This is a genomic window from Sphingomonas sp. (genome assembly GCF_039595165.1).
Taxonomy (GTDB): Bacteria; Pseudomonadota; Alphaproteobacteria; order Sphingomonadales; family Sphingomonadaceae; genus Sphingomonas.
The window spans coordinates 1-20,170 of sequence record NZ_JBCNMA010000034.1 but is presented as its reverse complement, the minus strand read 5'-3'; the positions used below and the strand labels follow the sequence as shown (position 1 = coordinate 20,170).

General features: G+C 69.8%; 19 protein-coding genes. 2 read left to right on the top strand and 17 right to left on the bottom strand.

From position 1 onward, the window contains the following. Positions 1-7 precede the first annotated feature (7 nt). The 3 genes from hslV to ABDV68_RS08440 all read right to left on the bottom strand — a co-directional run bounded on the left by hslV (position 8) and on the right by ABDV68_RS08440 (position 1,657). Complete coding sequence (gene hslV, locus ABDV68_RS08450) at positions 8-556, bottom strand: ATP-dependent protease subunit HslV (RefSeq protein WP_343519382.1); 549 nt, start codon at positions 554-556, stop codon at positions 8-10. A gap of 96 nt (positions 557-652) precedes the next feature. Continuing rightward, positions 653-1,066: a holin family protein gene (locus tag ABDV68_RS08445; RefSeq protein WP_343519381.1), complete on the bottom strand. Its 414-nt coding sequence runs from the start codon at positions 1,064-1,066 to the stop codon at positions 653-655. A gap of 48 nt (positions 1,067-1,114) precedes the next feature. Then, positions 1,115-1,657 (bottom strand): glycosyl hydrolase 108 family protein, encoded by a 543-nt coding sequence (locus ABDV68_RS08440; protein ID WP_343519380.1) that lies wholly within the window; start codon positions 1,655-1,657, stop codon positions 1,115-1,117. Positions 1,658-1,888: 231 nt separating this feature from the next. On the opposite strand from ABDV68_RS08440, the gene ABDV68_RS08435 reads away from it, so the two are divergent. After that, positions 1,889-2,659, top strand: coding sequence for a TlyA family RNA methyltransferase (locus ABDV68_RS08435; protein ID WP_343519379.1), 771 nt, complete (start codon positions 1,889-1,891; stop codon positions 2,657-2,659). 39 nt (positions 2,660-2,698) lie between these two features. Here ABDV68_RS08435 and ABDV68_RS08430 read toward each other — a convergent pair whose 3' ends face one another. The 14 genes from ABDV68_RS08430 to ABDV68_RS08365 all read right to left on the bottom strand — a co-directional run bounded on the left by ABDV68_RS08430 (position 2,699) and on the right by ABDV68_RS08365 (position 19,589). Continuing rightward, on the bottom strand, positions 2,699-4,201 hold the full coding sequence (locus tag ABDV68_RS08430) for a DUF87 domain-containing protein (RefSeq protein WP_343519378.1): 1,503 nt from the start codon (positions 4,199-4,201) through the stop codon (positions 2,699-2,701). Positions 4,202-4,392: 191 nt separating this feature from the next. Then, positions 4,393-5,244, bottom strand: coding sequence for a dienelactone hydrolase family protein (locus ABDV68_RS08425; RefSeq protein ID WP_343519377.1), 852 nt, complete (start codon positions 5,242-5,244; stop codon positions 4,393-4,395). Position 5,245: 1 nt separating this feature from the next. Beyond that, positions 5,246-6,973 carry a gamma-glutamyltransferase family protein gene (locus ABDV68_RS08420; RefSeq protein ID WP_343519376.1) on the bottom strand — a complete coding sequence of 576 codons (1,728 nt, stop codon included), beginning with the start codon at positions 6,971-6,973 and terminating at the stop codon, positions 5,246-5,248. Further along, positions 6,970-8,688, bottom strand: coding sequence for a gamma-glutamyltransferase (gene ggt, locus ABDV68_RS08415; protein WP_343519375.1), 1,719 nt, complete (start codon positions 8,686-8,688; stop codon positions 6,970-6,972). The genes ABDV68_RS08420 and ggt overlap by 4 nt, the downstream gene beginning before the upstream one ends. 11 nt (positions 8,689-8,699) lie before the next feature. After that, a complete protein-coding gene (locus ABDV68_RS08410; protein ID WP_343519374.1) occupies positions 8,700-10,010 on the bottom strand; it encodes a dicarboxylate/amino acid:cation symporter in 1,311 nt (436 codons plus the stop codon). A 142-nt stretch (positions 10,011-10,152) separates the two neighbouring features. Continuing rightward, positions 10,153-13,245, bottom strand: coding sequence for a TonB-dependent receptor (locus tag ABDV68_RS08405; protein WP_343519373.1), 3,093 nt, complete (start codon positions 13,243-13,245; stop codon positions 10,153-10,155). Positions 13,246-13,297: 52 nt separating this feature from the next. Beyond that, complete coding sequence (locus ABDV68_RS08400) at positions 13,298-14,512, bottom strand: FAD-dependent oxidoreductase (RefSeq protein WP_343519372.1); 1,215 nt, start codon at positions 14,510-14,512, stop codon at positions 13,298-13,300. A gap of 144 nt (positions 14,513-14,656) precedes the next feature. Beyond that, complete coding sequence (locus ABDV68_RS08395; protein ID WP_343519371.1) at positions 14,657-15,553, bottom strand: LysR family transcriptional regulator; 897 nt, start codon at positions 15,551-15,553, stop codon at positions 14,657-14,659. 39 nt (positions 15,554-15,592) lie between these two features. Next, complete coding sequence (locus ABDV68_RS08390; RefSeq protein WP_343519369.1) at positions 15,593-16,471, bottom strand: NAD(P)H-hydrate dehydratase; 879 nt, start codon at positions 16,469-16,471, stop codon at positions 15,593-15,595. Next, positions 16,468-17,250 (bottom strand): histidine phosphatase family protein, encoded by a 783-nt coding sequence (locus ABDV68_RS08385; protein ID WP_343519367.1) that lies wholly within the window; start codon positions 17,248-17,250, stop codon positions 16,468-16,470. Before ABDV68_RS08385 ends, ABDV68_RS08390 begins: the two co-directional genes overlap by 4 nt. A 62-nt stretch (positions 17,251-17,312) precedes the next feature. Next, entirely contained in the window at positions 17,313-18,137 is an 825-nt protein-coding gene (locus tag ABDV68_RS08380; protein ID WP_343519366.1) for a phytanoyl-CoA dioxygenase family protein, read from the bottom strand. Between the two features lies 1 nt (position 18,138). After that, positions 18,139-19,071, bottom strand: a complete 933-nt coding sequence (locus tag ABDV68_RS08375) for an aldo/keto reductase (RefSeq protein ID WP_343519365.1) — start codon at positions 19,069-19,071, stop codon at positions 18,139-18,141. A gap of 4 nt (positions 19,072-19,075) precedes the next feature. Further along, complete coding sequence (locus ABDV68_RS08370; RefSeq protein WP_343519364.1) at positions 19,076-19,249, bottom strand: hypothetical protein; 174 nt, start codon at positions 19,247-19,249, stop codon at positions 19,076-19,078. Between the two features lie 64 nt (positions 19,250-19,313). Beyond that, positions 19,314-19,589: a hypothetical protein gene (locus ABDV68_RS08365; protein WP_343519363.1), complete on the bottom strand. Its 276-nt coding sequence runs from the start codon at positions 19,587-19,589 to the stop codon at positions 19,314-19,316. A 206-nt stretch (positions 19,590-19,795) separates the two neighbouring features. Between ABDV68_RS08365 and ABDV68_RS08360 the strand changes: the two genes are divergently transcribed. Beyond that, on the top strand, positions 19,796-20,170 hold a 375-nt coding region (locus ABDV68_RS08360), incomplete at its 3' end, for a cell cycle transcriptional regulator TrcR (protein ID WP_343519362.1).

The window sequence follows — 20,170 nt, the reverse complement described above, 5'->3', positions numbered from 1 at the left end:
CCGGGGGTCAGGCGGCGTCGAGCGCTTCGACGGTGAGCCGGTCGTTGGTGTAGACGCAGACGTCGGCGGCGATCTGCATCGCCTTGCGGCAGATCGTCTCGGCATCCTGCTCGTAATCGACCAGCGCGCGGGCGGCGGCGAGGGCATAGTTGCCGCCCGAGCCGATCGCGGCGATGCCGGCCTCGGGCTCGAGCACGTCGCCATTGCCGGTGATGATCAGCGTGATGTCCTTGTCGGCGACGATCAGCATCGCCTCGAGGTTGCGGAGGTATTTGTCGGTGCGCCAGTCCTTGGCGAGCTCGACCGCGGCGCGCATCAGCTGGCCCTGGTGGCGCTCGAGCTTGCCCTCGAGCCGCTCGAACAGGGTGAAGGCGTCGGCGGTGGCGCCGGCGAACCCGGCGATGACCCTCCCGTCGCCCAAGGGACGGACCTTCCGGGCGTTGGGTTTCATGACGGTGTGGCCCTGGGTCACCTGGCCGTCCCCGGCGATGACCACGCGGCCGTTGCGGCGCACGGAGAGAATCGTCGTGCCGTGCCACTTCATGCTGTCGCTCATGGCGGCGCATATGGGGAGGGGGCGGCGATCCGCACAAGTCCCCTCCCCCGCGGGCTGGAAGTTTACACTAGGTTGACACTGTCGTGCCGCGCGCGGCTATTTCTCCACGCCCTTGATCTTCCCCCATTGGCGCGCGGCGGTGTAGCCGAGATAGCCGGTGCCGAAGAGCGCGTAGAGCGGCTCGGGGATGCCGGCGAGATAGGCGTTCATGCCGTCGGCGATGCCCTTGGCCATGTCGGGCTGGACCGCGCCGATCAGGCCCATCGGGATCGCCCACAGCAGCAGCGCGTACATGACGTAGAGGAAGCTCGGCCGCGCGCGGCTGGTCCAGGGATCGGCCGACTGCGCCTCGGCGACGATCGCCGAGAGCTGGGTGCGCACGGCCTCCATCTCCTGCGTGCCTTCGAGCTTGAGCAGCTCGAGCTTGGCCTGGTCGCGCGCCTTGGGGTCGGGGATGATCTTGTCGATGATGCCCGCGATCGGGCCGATGATGCCTTCGATGATGCTCATTCCGGTTTCCTTTCGAAAGTTGACGCCAGGTTGACACTATCGACGTGTTCACGAACCGATACGGTTCGCGAGCCAGCCGTAGAGAAAGGCTTCGTCGGCGGGGCGGCGCTCGGCCAAAGCGAGGTAGCGCTCGCCCTGCAGCGCCTCGACCGCCTTGATCAGCACCGTTTCGCCGGGCGGACCGCGGCGGTCGAGGAACGCGGCCAGCGCGGCGAGCGTCGCCGGGCCGATCGCGCCGTCGACGGCCATGTCGGGATAGTCCTTCCCGTTGCGGTTGAGCGCATTGAGCGCGCGCTGGAGAAAGCGCGCCGCGACCGCCGGCCCCATGTTGATGCCGGTGTCGAACAACTCGGCGGCGAGCATGGGCGCGCGCTCCGCGACATCGGCGATGCGCGGCCGCAGCCAGTAGAGCCGGCGATAGATCGCCTCGGCCTCGTCGCGCGGGAAGACGCGCATGTCGCCGGTGAAGCCGTGCCGCCGCGCGACCGCCTCGGTGATCCCCCAGCGCGTCGGCCCGCCGCGGTCGGCGGGATGATTGGAGTAACCGCCCTCGCGGGCGATCACCTCCTCGATCAGTTCGTCGATGGTCATTCATGTCCTCCTGCTACGCGACTCGGAATAACCTATCTGGTTCGTTGTAGGAAAGCGGAGATTGCACTTCTATCGTCATCCCGGCCTTGAGCCGGGACGAGGCTGCCTTCCTCGGCCGCCGAAAAAGCCCGGCCCCGGCTCAAGGCCGGGGTGACGAGGGGGAACAGGCCGGGTGACGAAGGGGAATTGGCCGGGGTGACGGAGGGGTGGTGAGGGGCTAGAGCGGCGCCCATGGCCAAGACCCGACCCGATCAGTTGCTCGTCGAGCGCGGGCTGGCGGAGAGCCGGACGCGCGCGCAGGCGCTGATCCTGGCGGGGCTGGTGTTCAGCGGCGACAAGCGCGTGGACAAGCCCGGCCAGCCGATCGCGCCCGACGCGCCGTTGGAGGTGAAGGGGCGCGATCACCCCTGGGTGTCGCGCGGCGGGGTCAAGCTGGCGCACGCGCTCGACCATTTCGGGATCGATCCCTCAGGCATGGTGGCGATCGACGTGGGGTCCTCGACCGGCGGGTTCACCGACGTGCTGCTGACGCGCGGCGCCGTGCGGGTCTATGCGGTGGATAGCGGGACCAACCAGCTCGCGTGGAAGCTGCGGCAGGACGAGCGCGTCGTGGTGCACGAGCAGACCAGCGCGCGGGTGCTGACGCGCGCGCATATCCCCGAGCCGGTCGACCTGGTGGTGTGCGACGCGAGCTTCATCGGGCTCGCCAAGGTGCTCGAGCGGCCCTTCGCCTTCGTGCGCGCGGGGGCGTGGGTGGTGGCGCTGATCAAGCCGCAGTTCGAGGCCGGGCGCGACGAAGTGGGCAAGGGCGGCGTGGTGCGCGATCCGGCGGTGCACGAGCGGGTGTGCGGCGAGGTGGTGGCCTGGCTGGAAGGCGCGGGGTGGCACGTCGAGGGCGTGACGCGCAGCCCGATCACCGGACCGGAGGGGAATGTCGAGTTCCTGGTCGCGGCGCGCGCGCGAAGCGCGGGGGAGTGGGCGGGCGAATCGCTTGAGGCTTGAGACCCCCAGCTTTCGCTGGGGTGACGGGTTGCTTCCTAATCACCCATAGCCATTGCGCATGCGCTCCGCCGCGCGCACGACCGCCCGCCCGACCGGCGGCGGCTTCGCCGGGTCGGGCCAGGAGGGCGCGGTGGTCCAGCCGAGATGGGGGAGGCTGACGCTGCGCTTGCCCGACAGATCGGTGCGCGCGACGATCAGGCCCTTTTCCTCGATGAAGGCGATCATCCGCTTGGCGCGGCCGAGTGAGCTGGTGCCGTAAAGCGCGGCGATCTGCGCGTCGGACGGGCAGGGCTCGTTCGCGCGGGCGGCGCGGGCGATGCCGAGGAAGGGGGTGAGCATCTCCTCGGGCAAGGAGGCGGCGAGGGTGAGCGCTTCGTCCCAGCCCTCGGCATCGGGAATCCCGGCGCGTGCGAGCGCGAGCGCGCTGCGGAAGCCGGGCAAGTCCATGCCGGGCTCGACCCCGCGCATGCGGCAGCGCACGGTGTAATCCTGGAACACCGCGGGGAGCGGCTGGCGAGCCTCCTCGCTCGCGATCTCGGCGAGGATCGCGCGGCGGGCCTCGGCCTGCTCGCCTTCCTCCAGCACCGGCATGTCGGGGACCGGCGCGGGGGCGGGGGTGGCGACGGCGCGCATCAGTTCGGCCATCGGCACCGGGGCGGGCGGCGGCGGGGGCGGCGCCTCGTCCTCGGCGGCGGGCGCGAACAGCATGTCGCGCAGGTCTTCGGCGGCGGCGGTGGGGAGCGGGGTGAGCTTGGGGCTGACCGCCTTGGAGCCGGTCTTGACCTCGCCGATCCTGACGCTGATCGGGCGACGGGTGATCGCGGGGCCGAGCGCGAGGAACTCGCCGCGCGCGAGGTCGCGGATCGTGTCGGCCTGGCGGCGCTCCATGCCGAGCAGGTCGGCGGCGCGCGCCATGTCGATGTCGAGGAAGGTGCGGCCCATCAGGAAGTTCGACGCCTCGGCGGCGACGTTCTTGGCGAGCTTGGCGAGGCGCTGGGTGGCGATCACCCCGGCAAGGCCGCGCTTGCGGCCGCGGCACATGAGGTTGGTCATCGCGGCGAGCGAGGTGCGGCGCGCTTCCTCCGACACTTCGCCGGCGGCCGCGGGGGCGAAGAGCTGGGCTTCGTCGACCACGGTGAGGACCGGGTACCAATGCTCGCGCGGGGCGTCGAACAAAGCGGCGAGGAAAGCGGCGGCGGCGCGCATCTGGCCATCGATCTCGAGGCCCTCGAGGTTGAGGACGACGCTGGCGCGGTGCTCGCGCACGCGCATCGCGAGGCGGCCCAATTCGGTCAGGCTGTATTCGGCGGCGTCGACCGCGATATGGCCGAAGGCGTCGGCGAGGCTGACGAAATCGCCCTCGGGGTCGATCACGACTTGCTGGACATGGCCCGCGCTGCCCTCGAGCAGGCGGCGCAGCAGGTGCGACTTGCCCGAGCCCGAATTGCCCTGGACGAGCAGGCGGGTCGCGAGCAGCTCCTCCAGATCGACGGCAACCGGGTTGCCGCCGCCGTCGAGTCCCATGTCGATGCGGGCAGTCATTGCGAGATGCTTTGGACTATCCGCGGGATTCGGGGCAAGGGGCGGAGCGGAAAATCCTCGCCCGCAAGGGGGGATGGCGCCGAAGGCGAGGGAGGGGGGAGGACGGCGACGCTGCTCACGACTCCGGCGTCCCGCTTCCTCCCCCTCCGTCATGCTGCGCATGCCACCTCCCCCTGGCGGGGGAGGATTGTTCAGGGCTTCAGCCGGGTCGCCAGGAAGGCCAGCACGTCCGCCTCGGTCGCGGCCTTGGCGGCGGCGTTGGCTTCGACCGACTGGCGGGACTTGGTCGGCGTGTCGTAGCTGTGGGTCGCACCCTCGAACATGCGCAGGTCGATGTCGTTGCCCGCGGCCTTGCTGCGCGCGACCAGCGTCTGGCAGAGCTTGGGCGAGACCTCCTCGTCGGCGGTGCCCATGAACACGCGGACGGGGTGGTAGGGCTTGTAGCCGTCCTTCTCGAAGCGCTTCTTGAGGCCGCAGCCGGGGTAGAGCGCGACGCCGGCGGCGAAGCCGATCTTGCGCATGTCGCCCGGCTTGTCGTCGGCCATCGCGGCGAGCGTGGTGCTGGCGCCGTTGGACCAGCCGAGCAGCGCGACGCGGTTGGCGATCACGTCGGGACGGGACTGGAGGAAGCGGAGCGCGCCATAGGCGTGGAGCGGGCGGAAGTTCACCTCGTCGACCGCATCGGGCCGGTCCTTGTAGGTGCCGGCGGCGAAGCCCGCGGGATAGCCGACCGCGCCGAAATCATCGACCATCAGCGCGGCATAGCCGTTGCGCGCGAGCAGCTCGCCCCACGCCTTGTGGCGGCTGGACAGGGTGGAGGCGTCGTACCTGCCCTTGGCGAGCGAGGAATAGGCGCCGCCGCGGCCGTGGAGCATGACCACCGCGGGGAGCTTGGCGGGGGCATTGGCGGGCTTGAAGAGATAGCCCCTCACCTGCGTCTTGCCGTCGCGGCTGAGGAAGGCGACGTCCTCGACCTTCACCTCCTGCGCGAAGGCGGGCGCGGCGACGGCGACGATCGCGGCGGCGGCGAGCAGGTGGCGCATCTCAGTTCCTCGCGGGCAAGGTGATCGAACGGGCGACGCCGTCGCGGCGCGGATCGGCGCCGCCGTCGAACCGGCCGCCGCGGATCATCACGCCGTGCAGGCCCGAATCCTCGCCCGAGCCCGAGCGGACGGTGACGCCGCGCTCGGCCATCGCGGCGAGCAGCGGGGGCGCGAACTTGCCCGCCTCGCCGTTGAAGCTGGAGCCGCGCGCGACGAGGTTGGGCAGCGCGATCGCGTCGGCGACGGGCAGGTTCCACTCGACGATGCCGAGCAGCGCCTTCGATACATAAGCGAGGATCGCGTTGCCGCCGGGCGAGCCGATCGCGCCGGCGAGGCGGCGGTCGGGATGGAGGATGACCGTCGGGACCATCGACGAGCGCGGGCGCTTGCCGGGCGCGATCGCGTTCGGCCCCTCGGGGACGAAGGAGAAGTCGGTCATCTGGTTGTTGAGGAAGAAGCCGTCGACCATCCGGCCGCTGCCGAACAGGCTCTCGACCGTGGTGGTCATCGACACGGCGTTGCCCTCCCCGTCGATGACGATGAAATGCGAGGTGCCGGCGACCTCATGGGTGGCGTCGATGCGCGCGGCGACCGCGCCCGGCGGCGTGCCGGGCTGCGGTGCCGGGCCGGCGCGGTCGCCGATCAGCGCGGCGCGGCTGGCGACATAGGCGGGATCGAGCATGCCCTTGACCGGGACGGTGGGGACGTCGCCGACATAGGCGTCGCGATCGGCATACATGACGCGGCTGGCCTCGGCGTACTTGACCCAGGCTACGGGATCGTGGGGGCCGCGCGCGCCGATATCGGTGCGCTCGATCAGCGCCATCAGCTCGAGCAGGCCGACGCCCGAGGAAGGCGGGGGCGGGGCGCAGAGGATGTAAACGCGATAGCCGTTGCACACCGCCTCGCGCACCACCGGCTTGTAGCCGGCGATGTCGGCCTCGGTCATCGAGCTGGCATATTCGCCCTGACGCAGGCGGGCGACGATGCGGCGGGCGGTCTCGCCCCTGTACATCGCGTCCGGACCCTGCGCGGCGAGGCGGCGGACGAAGGCGGCATAGGCGGGGTTGCGGAGGGTGTCGCCCGCCTTGATCTGCTCGCCCTGCGCGTTGCGGAAATAGGCGACGGCGTCGGCGCCGCGAGCCTGTGGGGCGCGGCTGGCGATCATGCGCGCGAGGCGGGGGCTCACGGTAAAGCCGTTTTCGGCGGTGCGGACGACGTCGCCGAACAGATCCTTCCACGCGAGCGAGCCGTGGCGCCGGTGCGCCAACGCGAGCATGCGCACGACGCCCGGCACGCCGGTGGCACGGCCCGAGACGACCGCGGTGGGGAAGGGCAGGGGCTTGCCGTCGGGGCCGAGCAGCATGTCGGGCGTTGCGCCGGCGGGCGCGGTCTCGCGGCCGTCATAGACGGTGACGGTGCGCGTCTTCGCGTCGTAGCGGGTCATGAACGCACCGCCGCCGAGGCCGCTGCTCTGCGGCTCGACCAGGCTCAGCATCGCCTGCACCGCGACCGCGGCATCGACTGCCGAGCCGCCTCGGCGCAGCACTTCGAGACCCGCCTCGACCGCAAGCGGATGCGCCGCGGCGACGAACGCCTGGCGTTTGCTTGCGGGTGCCGCGGGCGCGACGGGCGCCGGGGCGGCGGCTTGCGGCGCGGTGCGCGGCGCGCAGGCGGCGAGCCCGGCGAGCGCGACCGCGGCGACGAAGGATTTGAGCGTCATCTTCATGGTTCGATGGCCTTTGCACCGGGACGGCGCGGATCCGCCGCACCGAGGAAGAGATTGTTGGTGATCATGATCGACTGCGCGCTTCCCATGGTTTCGTCCATCTCGATGCGATGGCCCTTTGCCTTGAGCGCCGCAACCGTGTCAGGGTTGAAATTGGGCTCGACGCGCAGCGAAGCGGTAGTGCCCTGGTAGATGCGCGGCTGGTGAGTCGCCTCGTCGACGTTGAGGTCGAAGTCGATCGTGTTGACGACGAGCTGGAGCATCGTGGTGATGATCGTGCTGCCGCCGGGCGTGCCGACGATCAGCCACGGTTTGCCGTCCTTGAACACCAGGGTCGGCATCATCGTCGAAAGCATGCGCTTGCCCGGGGCCATGGCGTTGAGCGGCGGGGGCGTGCCTTTGCGCTGCGCTTCCCACGCCTGCTCGTGGCTGAAATTGTTCATCTGGTTGTTGAGCAGGATGCCGGTGCCGGCGATCATCACGCCCGAGCCGAAGTCCGAGCCGAGCGTGTAGGTGGTCGAGACGGCGTTGCCCTCGGCATCCGCCACCGAGAAATGGGTGGTCGAGGGGCTTTCGAACTTGAGCGGGTCGCCCGGCGCGAGGGTGCGGGCCGGAGTCGCCTTGTTCAAGTCGATCAGCTTGACGCGCTCGGCGGCATATTCCTTGGAAATGAAGCCCCTGACCGGCGCGGTGACGAAAGCGGGGTCGCCGAGCGACTGGTAGCGATCGACATAAGCGAGCTTCGAGACCTCGGCGATCACATGGAGCGAGGCGGCGGAGCCCGCGCCCATGCGCTTGAGGTCGTAATGCTCGAGCATGTTGAGCATGTTGAGCAGGGTCGCCCCGCCCGCGCTGGCCGGGGGCGGGGTATAGACCTGATAGCCGCGATAGGTGCCGACCAGCGGATCGCGCTCGACGGGCTTGTACGCGGCGAGATCGGCGCGGGTGATGAGGCCGCCATGCGCCTTCATGTCCGCTTCGATCCGGCGGGCGACTTCGCCGGTGTAGAAGGCCCTGGCGCCGCCCCCGGCGATCTGTGCGAGGGTCCAGGCGAGGTCGGGCTGCTTGAGGATTTCGTCCTTGGCGTAGAGGGCGCCGTCGAGCTTGTAGAAGGTCGCCTTGCCCGACTCGCTGTTCGACAGGCGCTGGCGGCCCCAGCCGAACACGAACGCCTCGTCGGCGCTGAGCTTCACGCCGTCGCGGGCGAGGCGGATGGCGGGCTCGACCACCTTGGCCCAGGGCAGCTTGCCCCATTTGCGGTGGGCGTGCTCGAGGCCGGCGACGGTGCCGGGGACGGCGGGCGCGAGATAGCCGTAGGAGGCGATGTCGCGCTCCTTGCCCTTGTTGTCGACGAACATCGCGGGGGTGGCGGCGCGCGGAGCGATGCCGCGGAAGTCGATGACGCGGACTTGCTTCGACCTGGCATCGTAGACGGTCATGAAGCCGTCGCCGCCGATATTGCCCGCGCGGGGCAAGGTGACGGCGAGCGCGAAGCCGATCGCGACCGCGGCGTCGATCGCATTGCCGCCGTCGCGCAGGATCTGCGCGCCGACCTCGCTGGCGATGGCGTTCTGCGAGACGATCATCCCGCGCGTACCGACGACGGGCGAGTGGATCGAAGGATATTCGAGGAGGTGGCGGCTCTGCGCCGCGACGGGCAGCGGCAGCGCGAGGGCGAGCGCCGAGACGGCAAAGACGAGCTTGCGCAGGATCATCGGTGGAAGCCTCACACGTCGTTGGCGGAGTTGTAGACGTCCACGTCCATCTCCTTCTCCCAGCGCGCGACCGCGGTGGCGATGGCGAGGTCGGAGGTGACGTTGGGGATGGTGCGGGTCATGTCGAGGATGCGGTCGAACGGCAACACGAAGCCGACGACGAGCGCGGTCTGCTCGGGGGTGATGCCGATCGCGTGGAGCACCGCAGCGAGCACGAACAGCGAGCCCGACGGCACCGGCGCGACGCCCATCGCGACGATCGTCGTGGTCGCGGCGATCACCGCATAGTCGGCCCAGCTCAAGTCGACGCCGAACGCCTGCGCTGCGAACAGGGTGAGCATCGCAACATACATCGCCGCACCGTCCATCCCGATCGTCGCGCCGAGCGGGAGCACGGTCGAGGCGACCGGCTTGGAGATGCCGAGGTTGCGCTCGGCGACGCGGATCGCGACGGGCAGGGTGGCGGAGCTCGACGAGGTCGAGAAGCCGACCATGATCGCGTCGGCGATGCCGCGGAAGAAGGGCAAGGGCGACAGCCATGCCATCAGCCGCACGACGACCAGCCCGTGGATCAGCAGCGTGACGATCGCCGAGCCCACGACCACGCAGATCGCGAGCTTGAGCACCGCGAGGAAGCTCGCCGGGCCGCTGGTGCCCATGACCACGGCGATGAGGGCGAACACGCCGAACGGCGCCGTCTCCATCACGAAGCCGACGATCCTGAGCATCACCTCCGACGCGCCGTTGAGGAACTGGCGCACCGGCTCGGCGCCCTTGCCGGCGGCGATCACGCCAGCGCCGACCAGGATCGCGAAGAAGATCACCGACAGCGTCTGGCCGTTGGCCATCGCCGCGACGGGATTGTCGGGGATGATCTCCATGAACATCCGCGCGGTGTCGGGCGGGGTGCCCATCGCGCGCGGCACCGCATCGGCGAAGGTCGCGCCGATGCCGGGGCCGATCAGCGTCGCGACGCCAAGGCCGGTGGTGACCGCGAGCGCGGTGGTGAAGACGTACATCGCCAGCGTCTTCACGCCGATGCTGCCGAGCCGCTTGGGGTCGGCGAGCGCGGCGACGCCGGCGGCGATGGTGAGGAAGACGAGCGGCACGACGAGCATGCGGATCAGCCGCACGAACAGCTCGCCGATCCAGCCGATCGAGGTCGCGCCTTCGCCCCAGGCGAGGCCGGCGACCGCGCCGAGCACGAGCGCGCCGAGGATGCGCTTCCACAGCGCGATGCCGAACCACCAGCCGAGCGCACGGCCCAGCGGACGGCTTCGGGCGGGGGACTCGGTCTGCGCGGGGGCGGTCGTCTCGGTCATCGGGCGGCTCCGGCTTGAATAAGGTGCGGCTGAGCGCGGGACGTGCGCGAGCCTAGGTCATCACGGGCGGATCGCGAAGCGCGACGCGCTGGAAAAAGCCCGCCCCCGCGCCAGGCATCGGCGCGGGGGCAGGAGACGTGGCTCAGAAACGCTTGCTCACCGAGAAATAGATCTGGCGGCCGCGGTTGGAGTAGAGATCGCCGATATAGCCGTTGGAATTGTCGGCGATCGGGGCGAGCGTGTTGAACAGGTTCCGCGCGCCGACGCGCAGCCGCAGGTTGTCCATCGGGCCACCATCGACCTCATACTGCGCGTAGAGGCTGTGGGTGAGATAGTCGTCAACCCGCCACCGCGTGCCGTTCCCCAGCGCAGCCGAGGTGTCGTACACCGCTCCGGTATAGCTGGCATAATAGCCGAGGCCGAAGCCGTTGTAGCGCCAGGTGAGGCTCGCCGAACCGCGCCATTTGGGGCGGCCATTCTGCTCGACCAGGCTTTCGGCACCGACGATGGTGATGAAGCTGTCGATCGTGCCCGCCTGTTGCGCGTCGATCAGCGACTGCACCGTTTCGTTGGGAACCTGATAGAATTCGAGCAGGCGGGCGGCGTTGATCCGCGCGCTGAAGTCGCCAATGCCGGTATCCTTGACCTGGTAATAGACGCCGAGATCATAGCCGCGCACGCTGCGCGGCGTGAGGTTCATGTAATTGTCGACCACCTGCACGATGCGCCCGACCGGAGCGATGCCGGTGCCGGCGGCGGCGTCGATCTCCGCCTGGGTCGGGTCGAGCCGCTCGACATTGGGGTTGGACGAACCCTGGAGGCGCAGCAGGTAATCGAGGATCAGCGCATTGGTATCGCCGAACAGGCCGATCACGTTCTTCTGCCGGATCTCCCAGTAATCGGCGGTGAAGGTGAGGCGGCCGGCGCGGCCCATGTTGAGCTGGAAGGTGCCGCCGAGCGAGAGATTGTCCGATTCCTCGGGCTTGAGGTCGCGGCTGCCCGATCGGTTGCTGACCACGCTCGCGCTGGCGCAATCGTCGAAATTGCCGAGGCTGCCGTTGCGCAACGCGATCTCGCACTTGATCCAGTCGGTGCGGCCGTTCGAACGCTGGATGCCGTTTTCGAACAATTGCGGCAGGTTGGGCGCGCGGAAGCCCTGCGACCAGGAACCGCGCAGCTGGAAATTGGCGAAGGGATACCAAGAGACCGCGACCTTAGGCTTGGCGACCGTCCCGAAGCCTTCATAGGATTCGGCGCGACCCGCGAGCTGCAGGTCGAGCGAGCGGATCAGCGGTACGTTCATCTCCGGCGCGACCAGCGGCACCGCGAATTCGAGATAGCCCGAGAAGACGTTGCGGCTGCCGCCGCTGTCCGGCGTGGGGCTGGCGCCCATCGTGTCGCTGCCGGTGTTCGAGCCATCCAGCGCGGTGAAGGAGATCGTGCCGTCGAGCCGTGGATCGCGATCGTCGAAGAAGGATTCGTGCCGGAACTCGACCCCCGCCGCCATGCCGACGCGGCCGCCGGGCAGCGTAAACAGGTCGTTCTTGCTGAGCTTGAAATCGGCCATCGCCAGCTCGGAGGTGCTGATGCGAGCGACATCGACCATGAAGCTGTCGATCACGCTTTGCGGATTAGGCGTGGAATCGCGGCGGCCGGGATCGAGCGGATCGCCGCCGTTGAATGGATTGTAGGCGCTGGCGTCGGTGCGCGAGAGCGCCTCCTGGAACTTGGTCAGGCTGACCGTATGCATGCTGTCGCGGGTGCGAGCGCGCGAATAAAGCGCGGCGCTGTCGAAATCGAAGCCGAAGACCTTGCCGCGGAAACCGCCGAGGAAGCGCATCGTATCGTTGCGCACGTTGACGACGAGCGGGCCGGCGTCGACCGGGCGATAGTCGATCAGCTCGAGCGGAACGCCGGCGTTGAGCACGCCGGTGAGGCCGGGGATCCGATAAGCGCTGCCGACCGGCCCGAACGGGTTGTAATAGCCGTTGGCCGGAACAATCAGCCGCTGAGTCGCGAGCGCCGTATCCTGCTCGCGCACCGACTCGTAATCGGCGCGATACCAGCCGGCCTCCGCGAAGAATTCGAGGCCACTGTCGAATTCGTGGTTGAAGAAGCCGAACAGGTTGAGCCGGTCATTGCGGCCCATGATGGTGCGGACGTCGTTGATGTCGTAGCGCAGATTGTTGTCGGCCGTGGTGGTCGAAAGGATGCTGTTGTCCCAGCATGTGCCCGCATAAGGCGTGGGCGCGACGCAGCTGGGGTTGGTCGAAGGCTGGATGTGGAAATAGCCGGCATTCTCGCCCGTGGTGCCGGTCAGCGAGACGCCGTTGACCGAGGCGCCGGTGGTGGAGGGCGCATAGCTGTTGGTCAGCCGGCGGAACTCGGACCAGATCGTGTCGCTGGAGCGGTTGTCGAAATCGCTGTCGCCCTCGAACGGCGTGCCCGCGACCAGCGGGCGCATGTCGGCCGAGCGCGAGTTGCGGCGCTCACGCGCATAGAGCGGGTCGCGATGGTTGTACGAGCCGAACAGCGAGATGTTCGACTTGCCGCCGTTGAAGCTATGGCCCGCCTCGAACGCGAACTCGGTCTCGATCTGGCCCGAATCCTCGGTGAAGGCGAGCTCGCCGGTGGCGCGCAGCCCCTTGAAATTGTCCTTGAGCACGGTGTTGACCACGCCCGCGACCGCGTCCGAGCCGTAGATCGCGGCGGCGCCGTCGAGCAGCACCTCGACCCGGCGGACGCCGAGCACCGGGATGGCGTTGGTGTTGACGCTCTGCACCGGCACGAGGTTCTCGCTCTGCGTGCCGGGGTGGAGGACCATGCGGCGGCCGTTCAGCAGCACCAGCGTGTTGCCGGTGCCGAGCGCGCGCAGGTTGATCGAGGCGGTGTCGCCGCGCGCGTCGTTGATGCCGCCCGCGTCGCGGCTCTCGTTGAAGGCGACGTCGCCGGCCTGGGGGATCGAACGGAACAGCTCGTCGCCGCTGGTCGCGGCGGTGGCGGCGATGTCGTCCTCGTTGAGCACGGTGACGGGAAGCGCGCCGGCGACGTCGGCGCCCTTGATCTGCGAGCCGATGACGACGACTTCCTCGCCCTGCCCGGCCTCCTGCGCGGCGATGTCGGCGGCGGTCTGCGGCGAGTCGGCGACCGGCGCGTCTTGCGCCAGCGCGGCGCTGGCGGTGGCGAGCAGCGAGATGCCGCCCATCAGCCCGGCGATGCGGATTGCACTTTTCATGATGTTACCCCTTCCCTGATGTCCCGTTGCGTCTGCGGCGTCTGATGCGCCGTCAGGCTGTCCCCTCGATGATCCGCGCGACGCGTTCGGCCGACCCTGCAGCATAGGTCCAGCCGAGCCCGCCATGCCCGGTATTGGCAATCACCCCGCGCGCGATGCCGCGGATGACCGGCAACGAATTCGGCGTCATCGGGCGTAGCCCGGCCCAGCTCGATTCGATCTTCTCATAGTCCGCCGCCGCCGGCAGCGCGGCGCGCGCGCTGTCGACCAGCGCGCGCAACCGCCTGGGGTCCACGCCTATGTCGCGATTGCCGAGTTCGGCAAGCCCGGCGATGCGCATGCGGTTGCCGAGCCGTGCGAAGACCACGCGGTTGGCGACATCGGTGATGCTCGCGGCGGGTGCGGCGGGGCCGGGCAGGGTCGTGATCGAATAGCCTTTCATCGGCTGGATCGGCAGGTGCACGCCGAGCCGGCGGGCGAGCCGCGGGGCTCCGACCCCGGCCGAGAGGATGATGCGGTCCGCCGGTACGCGGCTGCCCTCGGCGGTGACGATCGCGGGCTTGGCGCCGCTCGCCTCGATCCGGTCGACCGCGGTGCCGAACAGCGAGCTGCCGCCCGCGCGCAGCAATGCGTCGTGCGCGCCGGTGCAGAAACGGTGCGGATCGCCGACCGCTTCGTCAGCGGTGTGGAGCGCGCCGACGATCGCGTCGCGCACGGGTGCGAGCATGGGCTCGAGCGCGACCGCCTGGTCGGGATCGAGCAGCGTCTGGACCGCGCCGCCGGCTTGTTTGAGTGCGACCATCGCCTGCGCGGCGGCGAACGACCTGGCGGTGCGGTAGATATGGATCTTGCCGGGGACGGCATGGCCATAGTCGAGGCCGTGGCGCGCGCTCAGTGCCTCCAGCGCGCGGCGCGATTCGGCGGCGAGCGCGAGGCCGTCGAGCGTGTTGCGGCGGAACCGCGCGGCGCCGCAGTTGCGCAGGAAGGCGATGCTCCAGCGCAGCAGATCGAAGTCGAGCCGCAGGTGGAAGCGCAGCGCCGAATCGAGCCCGAGCAGCATGCGCGGGATCTGCGGCAGCGTCGCCGGGCTCGCCAGCGCGTCGGTATAGGCATAGCTCAGCTGCGCGCCATTGGCGAAGGACGCGCCGAGGCCGGGGCCGCGCGCCGAATCCACCACCGTCACGCGATGCCCGCGATCGGCGAGGGTGAGCGCGGTCGCCATGCCGACCACGCCCGCGCCGACGACGATGATCTCCTCCCTGGGCATCAGCGGCGCAGCGCGTGCGGCAACGGGACGAATGCGGTGCTCAGTCGATATCTCCCCCCGTCCGCCAGTTTGCGGACTGACGGAAATTATCGTTCGAACGGGGGTCGAAAAATATGGTTTTCGTATGCGCGTTATAGCCGCAGGTTATGCACGGGCACGGGTTTCGCTCAGAGTTGCCTCGAGCGTGCGCAGGAATTGCCGTGCGACGCGCGATGGCTGGCGCTCCTCCAGCGTCGCCCAGGAGATGGTGAAGCGCAGCGGCGGATCGGTCGGCAGCCATTTGAAGCCGGGCGCGGCCCAGGCGCGCGCGGTGAACTCGTCGATCACCGTGACGCCCTCCTCGAGCTGGGCGAGGCGCGCGGCGATGAAGAAGGTCTGCACCGACACCGTCTCGCGAAAGGCGATGCCGCGCTCGCGCGCGGCGCGGGTGATCACGTCGCCGATCGGGCCGGCGGCGGCGACGCCGATCACGTCGCGGTCGGCGAGCGCGTCGAGCGGGAAGCGGGGCCCGAGCGGACCGAACATCCCCTCGGGGAACAGCACGACGAGCTCGCCCTCGGCCAGCACCTGGCGGCTGAGGCGCGGGTGCGGTGGCGGCGTGTAGGCGATGGCGAGGTCGATCTCGCGCTCGATCAGCGAGCGGACGAGGTCGTCATGGTGATGGGTGTGCACCTCGAAGGTGACGCGCGGCGATTCGCGGCGGAACTGCGCCATCGCCTGGGGCACGATGTCGAGCGCGAGGCTGGGGACGATACCGAGGCGGATGTGCCCGCCGCCCGCCTGGGAGAGGTTGCGCGCGGTCTGCTGCAGCGTGCCGAGCCGCTCGAACAGGTCGCCGGCCTCGCGCATCAGCGCATGCGCCTCATCGGTCGGGATGAGGCGGCCGCGCGAGAGCTGGAACAGTGGGAAGCCGAGATTGTCCTCGGCATGGTGCAGCGTCTTGGACACCGAGGGTTGCGACACGCCGAGCGCGCGCGCCGCGGCGCTGATCGAGCCATGGTGGTAGACGGCGTGGAAGACTTCGAGCTGACGGAAGCGCATCGGCGCATCTTAGGGCGCGGCGCGGCGCTGGCAACGGGATCAGCGGGCGGCGCCGAGGAGGGCGGGAATCTCGGCGGGCAACTCGCGGCCGAGAAAACCGAGCGGGCCGACCCGTTCGGCGAGGCGGCGGCCGGCCTCGCCGTGCAGCCAGACGCCCCAGGCGGCGGCGATGTGCGGGTGGGCGCCACGCGCGAGCAATCCTGCGATGATGCCGGCCAACGCGTCGCCCGAGCCGCCGGTGGCGAGGCCTGGGCCGCCGCCGGAATAGCGCAGCATATCCTCGCCGGGGCAGGCGATGCGGGTCTCCGGGCCCTTCAGCACGATCGTCGCGGCGAAGCGGTCCGCCGCCTCGCGTGCGACGGCGGCGGGATCGTCGGCGACGCGGGCTTCGTCACAATCCATCAGCCTGGCCATCTCGCCGGGATGCGGGGTCAGGACGATACGGCCATCATGCGCCCGAACGGCTTCCGCGAGCTGCGAGGCGGCGGCGATCGCGGCGGCGTCGAGCACGAGGGTGAGCTCGGTGCTGGGGCGGGCGAGCACAGGTTCGAGAATCGTCCGGGCCGGGCAGCCGGCGCCCATGCCGGGGCCGACAACCGCCGCGTCGCAGCGGCCGAGCAGCTCGGCGACCCGGTCGCCACAGGCTTCGGCGAGCTCGCCCGCATCGTTGACCGGCATTGGAAACACCGCGGCTTCGGGAACGTGCAGGCCCAGCTGCAGCGCGACGCGTTCGGGTGTGGCGAGCTGGAGCTTGCCCGCGCCCGCGCGCAACGCCGCCTCGCCGGTGATGCGCAGTGCGCCCGGCACCTTCTCGGACCCGCCGACCGCGAGCACGCGACCGCGCGCATTCTTGTCGGTATCGGGTCCGGGTTGCGGCAGGGGATGCGCGGCGAGCCACGCCGAATCGAGCGGGGTCATCCGCGCGCCGCCACCATCGCGTCGGGGGCGCGGGTGACCTCGACATCGGGCGCATCCTCGACCGGGGCGGTCTCGTTGTAGCGCACCAGCGTGAGGCCGCCGTCCTTCCCGGCCGAAGAATCGTAGCGATATTCGGTGACCGAGCAGTTGGCGACGTCGCCGGCCTTGTCGATCGCCAGGATCTCGGCCTCGCTCAGATTCTCGACGATGTAGCGCATGCACAGCACCACCACCTGATGCGCGACGATCATCACCCGGCGCCCGCGATAGTGGAGCGAGACGGTGTCGAGCAGCGCGCGCAGGCGGAAGATCACGTCGCACCAGCTCTCCCCGCCGGGCGGGCGGTGATAGAATTTGCCGAGCAGGCGGCGGAATTCGGCCTGTTCGGGCTCGGTTGCGCGGATGCCGGCGGTGGTCAGGCCGTCGAGGATGCCGAACTCCTTCTCGCGCAGCCGTTCGTCGGCGCAGATCGCCTCGTCCGGATCGGCGCCGCCGGCATCGCGGAAGCGGCGCGCGGTCTCGCGCGCCCGGAGGTAGGGGGAGCAGAGGATGACGTCGGGCAGCGCGCCCGCCGCACCGCGCGCGAACCAGCGGCCGAGCGCATCGGCCTGGCGTTCGCCGAGTTCGGACAGCGGCACGTCGACATCACGGACGTCGAGGCCGATGCGATGCGCACCCCGCTCGTGCGCAAGATCCCGCGCGACGTTGCCGGCGCTCTGGCCGTGGCGGACGAGCCAGAGACGTTCGGGCCAGCGGGGCGGGGAGAGGGCCGCGTGCATGCGGCGAAAAACGGGGCAGCGCAGCGGCCGTTCCCGCCGGCGGTCAGCTCCGTGCGATTTGCCTAGACATAATGCGGCTCGGGGCGTTCGCGCAGCTCCTCATAATGGACGAGCGCGGGTTCGGGGCCGAGCGGGACCGGCTCGCCGCCGCGGAACGCCCATTCGCCGCGGTCGCAGTCGGCGGCGCGGACATAGCCGTTGATGTAGAGGCGGCGCTGGTGATCGGCCCTGTTGCGGCCCGAGCCATGGACGAGATGCGGGTGCCACAAGGCGAGATCGCCGGGCTCGAGAATCAGGTCGACGACGTTTCCCGGGTCGATCCCCGCCCCGACCAAGGCCTCGTCGCTCATCTCGGTGCCGAGCACCTCGGCCTCGGTGTCGAGCCCGAGCTGGCCGGCGCGGTGGCTGCCGGGGATGAAGCGCATCGCGCCGCTCTCGGGCGTGTGCGGGTCGATCGCGAGGCCGGTCTGGACATAGCTCTCGCCAAGATTGCGGTAAGCGTCGTCGGGCTTGCGGAAGCGCGAATCCTGGTGCCAGGCGAAGTCGCCGCGTGAGCCGGGCGCCTTCCAGTGCACCTGGTTGATGATCTGCTTGAGGTCGCCGCCGATCAGCGGCGCGAGGATTTCGGCGAAGCGGCGGTCGAGGCGGACGGCGTCGAGCAGCGGCTGGTGATAGGAAGGCCACTGGATCATGCGTACCAGCTGCTGCCCGTCGGCGTCCGGGGTCAGCTTGTAGAAGAGGTTGCCGTGGCGGAAGCTGCGGCCGTGCGCCTCGCCCTCGCGATGGATCTGGTCGGTGGCGGCGGCGATCGCGGCGATCTCGTCGCGGGCGAACAGGCCGCGGACGACCGCATAGCCCTTTTCCCGATAATCGGCGACGTGCTCCATTTCACGCTCCTGCAGCGGTGAGCCGGTCGAGCTGGTCCCTGGTCAGTTCGAGGTCCCAGCCCGCGATGAGCTCGTCGAGCTGGGCGATGCTGGTGGCGCTGGCGATCGGCGCGGTGACGCCCGGCTGCGCGGCGAGCCAGGCGAGCGCGACTTGCGAGAGGGTGGCGCCGGTCTCGGCCGCGACCGTGTCCATCGCGGCGAGCACCTGGCCGCCCTTGCCTTCGAGCAACTCGTCCATGCGGCCGCCGCGCACGCTTTTGCCGAGATCGGCCTTGCTGCGGTATTTGCCGGTGAGGAAGCCCGCGGCGAGGCTGAAATAGGGCAGCACGCCGAGATTGTGCTGGACGCACAGGTCCTGGAGTTCGCCCTCGAAGCGGTGGCGGTTGACGAGGTTGTACTCGGGCTGGAGCGCGCGGTAGTGCGGCAGCCCCTCGCGTGCGGCGAGATCGAGCGCCGATTTGAGCCGCGCGGCGGAGAAGTTGGAGGCGGCGACGTGGCGCACCTTGCCGGCGTCGATCAGCTTCTGGAAGGCGGCGAGGACATCCGCCTGCGGCACCTTCTCGTCGTCCTGGTGCGCATAATAGAGGTCGATCGTCTCGACCCCGAGGCGCTGGAGCGAAGCGTCGCAGGCGGCGGCGATATGCGCCGGATCGAGGTGGCCGCCGCGATCGGGGGCGAAGCCGACCTTGGTCGCGATGCCGATACGCTTGCCGGTTTCGCGCATCCATGCACCGATCACCGTCTCGGATTCGCCGCCCTGATGGCCGGGCACCCAGTTGGAATAGACGTCGGCGGTGTCGACCAAGGTCCCGCCGGCGCCGGCGAAGCGGTCGAGCAGCGCGAAGCTCGTCTCGCGATCGGCGGTCCAGCCGAAGACGTTGCCGCCGAACACCATCGGCGGCGTCTTGATGTCGGTAACGCCGAGCTGGCGCATCGCCTTACTCCTTCGCCGGGGGCGCGTTGGCGGACATATCGGGATCGCTGGCGTTGATGTCGAGCATGTCGGCGGCGGCGTTGAGCTGCGCGGCCTCGTCGGCGCTGACGCCGGTGGACTCGTCGGCCGAGTTGCAGGCCGCGAGCAGCGCCAGCGGGAGCAGGAGGATCGCGCGCATCACGGCACCCTGTCGGAAATGGGGGTGGAAGGGGGGCCGCCGCGGCGGGCGGCCCCGCAACGGATCACTTCTTGAGTTCGTCGCCCGCAGCGTCGGCGGCGTTGCCGGCCTTCTCGACCCCGGAATCGATCGCATTGCCGAGGCCGTCGGCGGCGTTCTCGGCGGCGCCGAGCGCGCTGTCGGTGGCGGCTTCGACGTCCTGCGCGCCCTCGGTCATGGTGGCGTTGGCGTCCGCGGCGATCGCGTTCGCGGCCTGGGCGGTTTCGTTCTGCGCGTTTTCGCTGCACGCGGCGAGGCCGAGCGCAGCAACCGCGGCGAGGGGAAGAACGATTCGTTTCATGCAAATTCCTCTCTGTCTGGGCCGGTGCGCCCCGCGGGGGCACCCCGCGCAACCCTAGGGTCGTGCAATGCGTGCCGCAAGTTTCGGGCATATGGCAGCCGCGACAAGCCCCAAGACGCTTGCCTCCGAGGCCGCACCCGCCTAAATCGGGCAGCATGGACGGCCGCCCGGTGAGGGCGGCCCTTATTGTTTCTGGAGACTTTGACGTGGCCCAGCCGCTCATGCCGCATGCGACCGCTTCCTGGCTGGTCGACAACACCGCGCTCTCGTTCGAGCAGATCGCCGAGTTCTGCGGCCTGCACATCCTGGAAGTGCAGGCGATCGCGGACGATACCGCCGCGACCAAGCTGACCGGCCGCGATCCCGTCCGCGCGCACGAGCTGACGATGGAGGAGATCGAGAAGGGCCAGGCCGATCCCGATTATCGCCTCAAGATGAGCAAGGGCCCCGAGCAGGTCCGCCGCACCAAGGGCCCGCGCTACACCCCGGTGAGCAAGCGCCAGGACAAGCCCGACGGCATCGCCTGGATCATCCGCAACCATCCCGAGATCTCGGACGGCGCGATCGGCAAGCTGATCGGC

Bases quoted from the DNA above. Each gene is read 5' to 3' on its own strand.
- hslV (WP_343519382.1), bottom strand. From the start codon at position 556: ATGAGCGACAGCATGAAGTGGCACGGCACGACGATTCTCTCCGTGCGC.
- ABDV68_RS08445 (WP_343519381.1), bottom strand. From the start codon at position 1,066: ATGAGCATCATCGAAGGCATCATCGGCCCGATCGCGGGCATCATCGAC.
- ABDV68_RS08440 (WP_343519380.1), bottom strand. From the start codon at position 1,657: ATGACCATCGACGAACTGATCGAGGAGGTGATCGCCCGCGAGGGCGGT.
- ABDV68_RS08435 (WP_343519379.1), top strand. From the start codon at position 1,889: ATGGCCAAGACCCGACCCGATCAGTTGCTCGTCGAGCGCGGGCTGGCG.
- ABDV68_RS08430 (WP_343519378.1), bottom strand. From the start codon at position 4,201: ATGACTGCCCGCATCGACATGGGACTCGACGGCGGCGGCAACCCGGTT.
- ABDV68_RS08425 (WP_343519377.1), bottom strand. From the start codon at position 5,244: ATGCGCCACCTGCTCGCCGCCGCCGCGATCGTCGCCGTCGCCGCGCCC.
- ABDV68_RS08420 (WP_343519376.1), bottom strand. From the start codon at position 6,973: ATGAAGATGACGCTCAAATCCTTCGTCGCCGCGGTCGCGCTCGCCGGG.
- ggt (WP_343519375.1), bottom strand. From the start codon at position 8,688: ATGATCCTGCGCAAGCTCGTCTTTGCCGTCTCGGCGCTCGCCCTCGCG.
- ABDV68_RS08410 (WP_343519374.1), bottom strand. From the start codon at position 10,010: ATGACCGAGACGACCGCCCCCGCGCAGACCGAGTCCCCCGCCCGAAGC.
- ABDV68_RS08405 (WP_343519373.1), bottom strand. From the start codon at position 13,245: ATGAAAAGTGCAATCCGCATCGCCGGGCTGATGGGCGGCATCTCGCTG.
- ABDV68_RS08400 (WP_343519372.1), bottom strand. From the start codon at position 14,512: ATGCCCAGGGAGGAGATCATCGTCGTCGGCGCGGGCGTGGTCGGCATG.
- ABDV68_RS08395 (WP_343519371.1), bottom strand. From the start codon at position 15,553: ATGCGCTTCCGTCAGCTCGAAGTCTTCCACGCCGTCTACCACCATGGC.
- ABDV68_RS08390 (WP_343519369.1), bottom strand. From the start codon at position 16,471: ATGACCCCGCTCGATTCGGCGTGGCTCGCCGCGCATCCCCTGCCGCAA.
- ABDV68_RS08385 (WP_343519367.1), bottom strand. From the start codon at position 17,250: ATGCACGCGGCCCTCTCCCCGCCCCGCTGGCCCGAACGTCTCTGGCTC.
- ABDV68_RS08380 (WP_343519366.1), bottom strand. From the start codon at position 18,137: ATGGAGCACGTCGCCGATTATCGGGAAAAGGGCTATGCGGTCGTCCGC.
- ABDV68_RS08375 (WP_343519365.1), bottom strand. From the start codon at position 19,071: ATGCGCCAGCTCGGCGTTACCGACATCAAGACGCCGCCGATGGTGTTC.
- ABDV68_RS08370 (WP_343519364.1), bottom strand. From the start codon at position 19,249: ATGCGCGCGATCCTCCTGCTCCCGCTGGCGCTGCTCGCGGCCTGCAAC.
- ABDV68_RS08365 (WP_343519363.1), bottom strand. From the start codon at position 19,589: ATGAAACGAATCGTTCTTCCCCTCGCCGCGGTTGCTGCGCTCGGCCTC.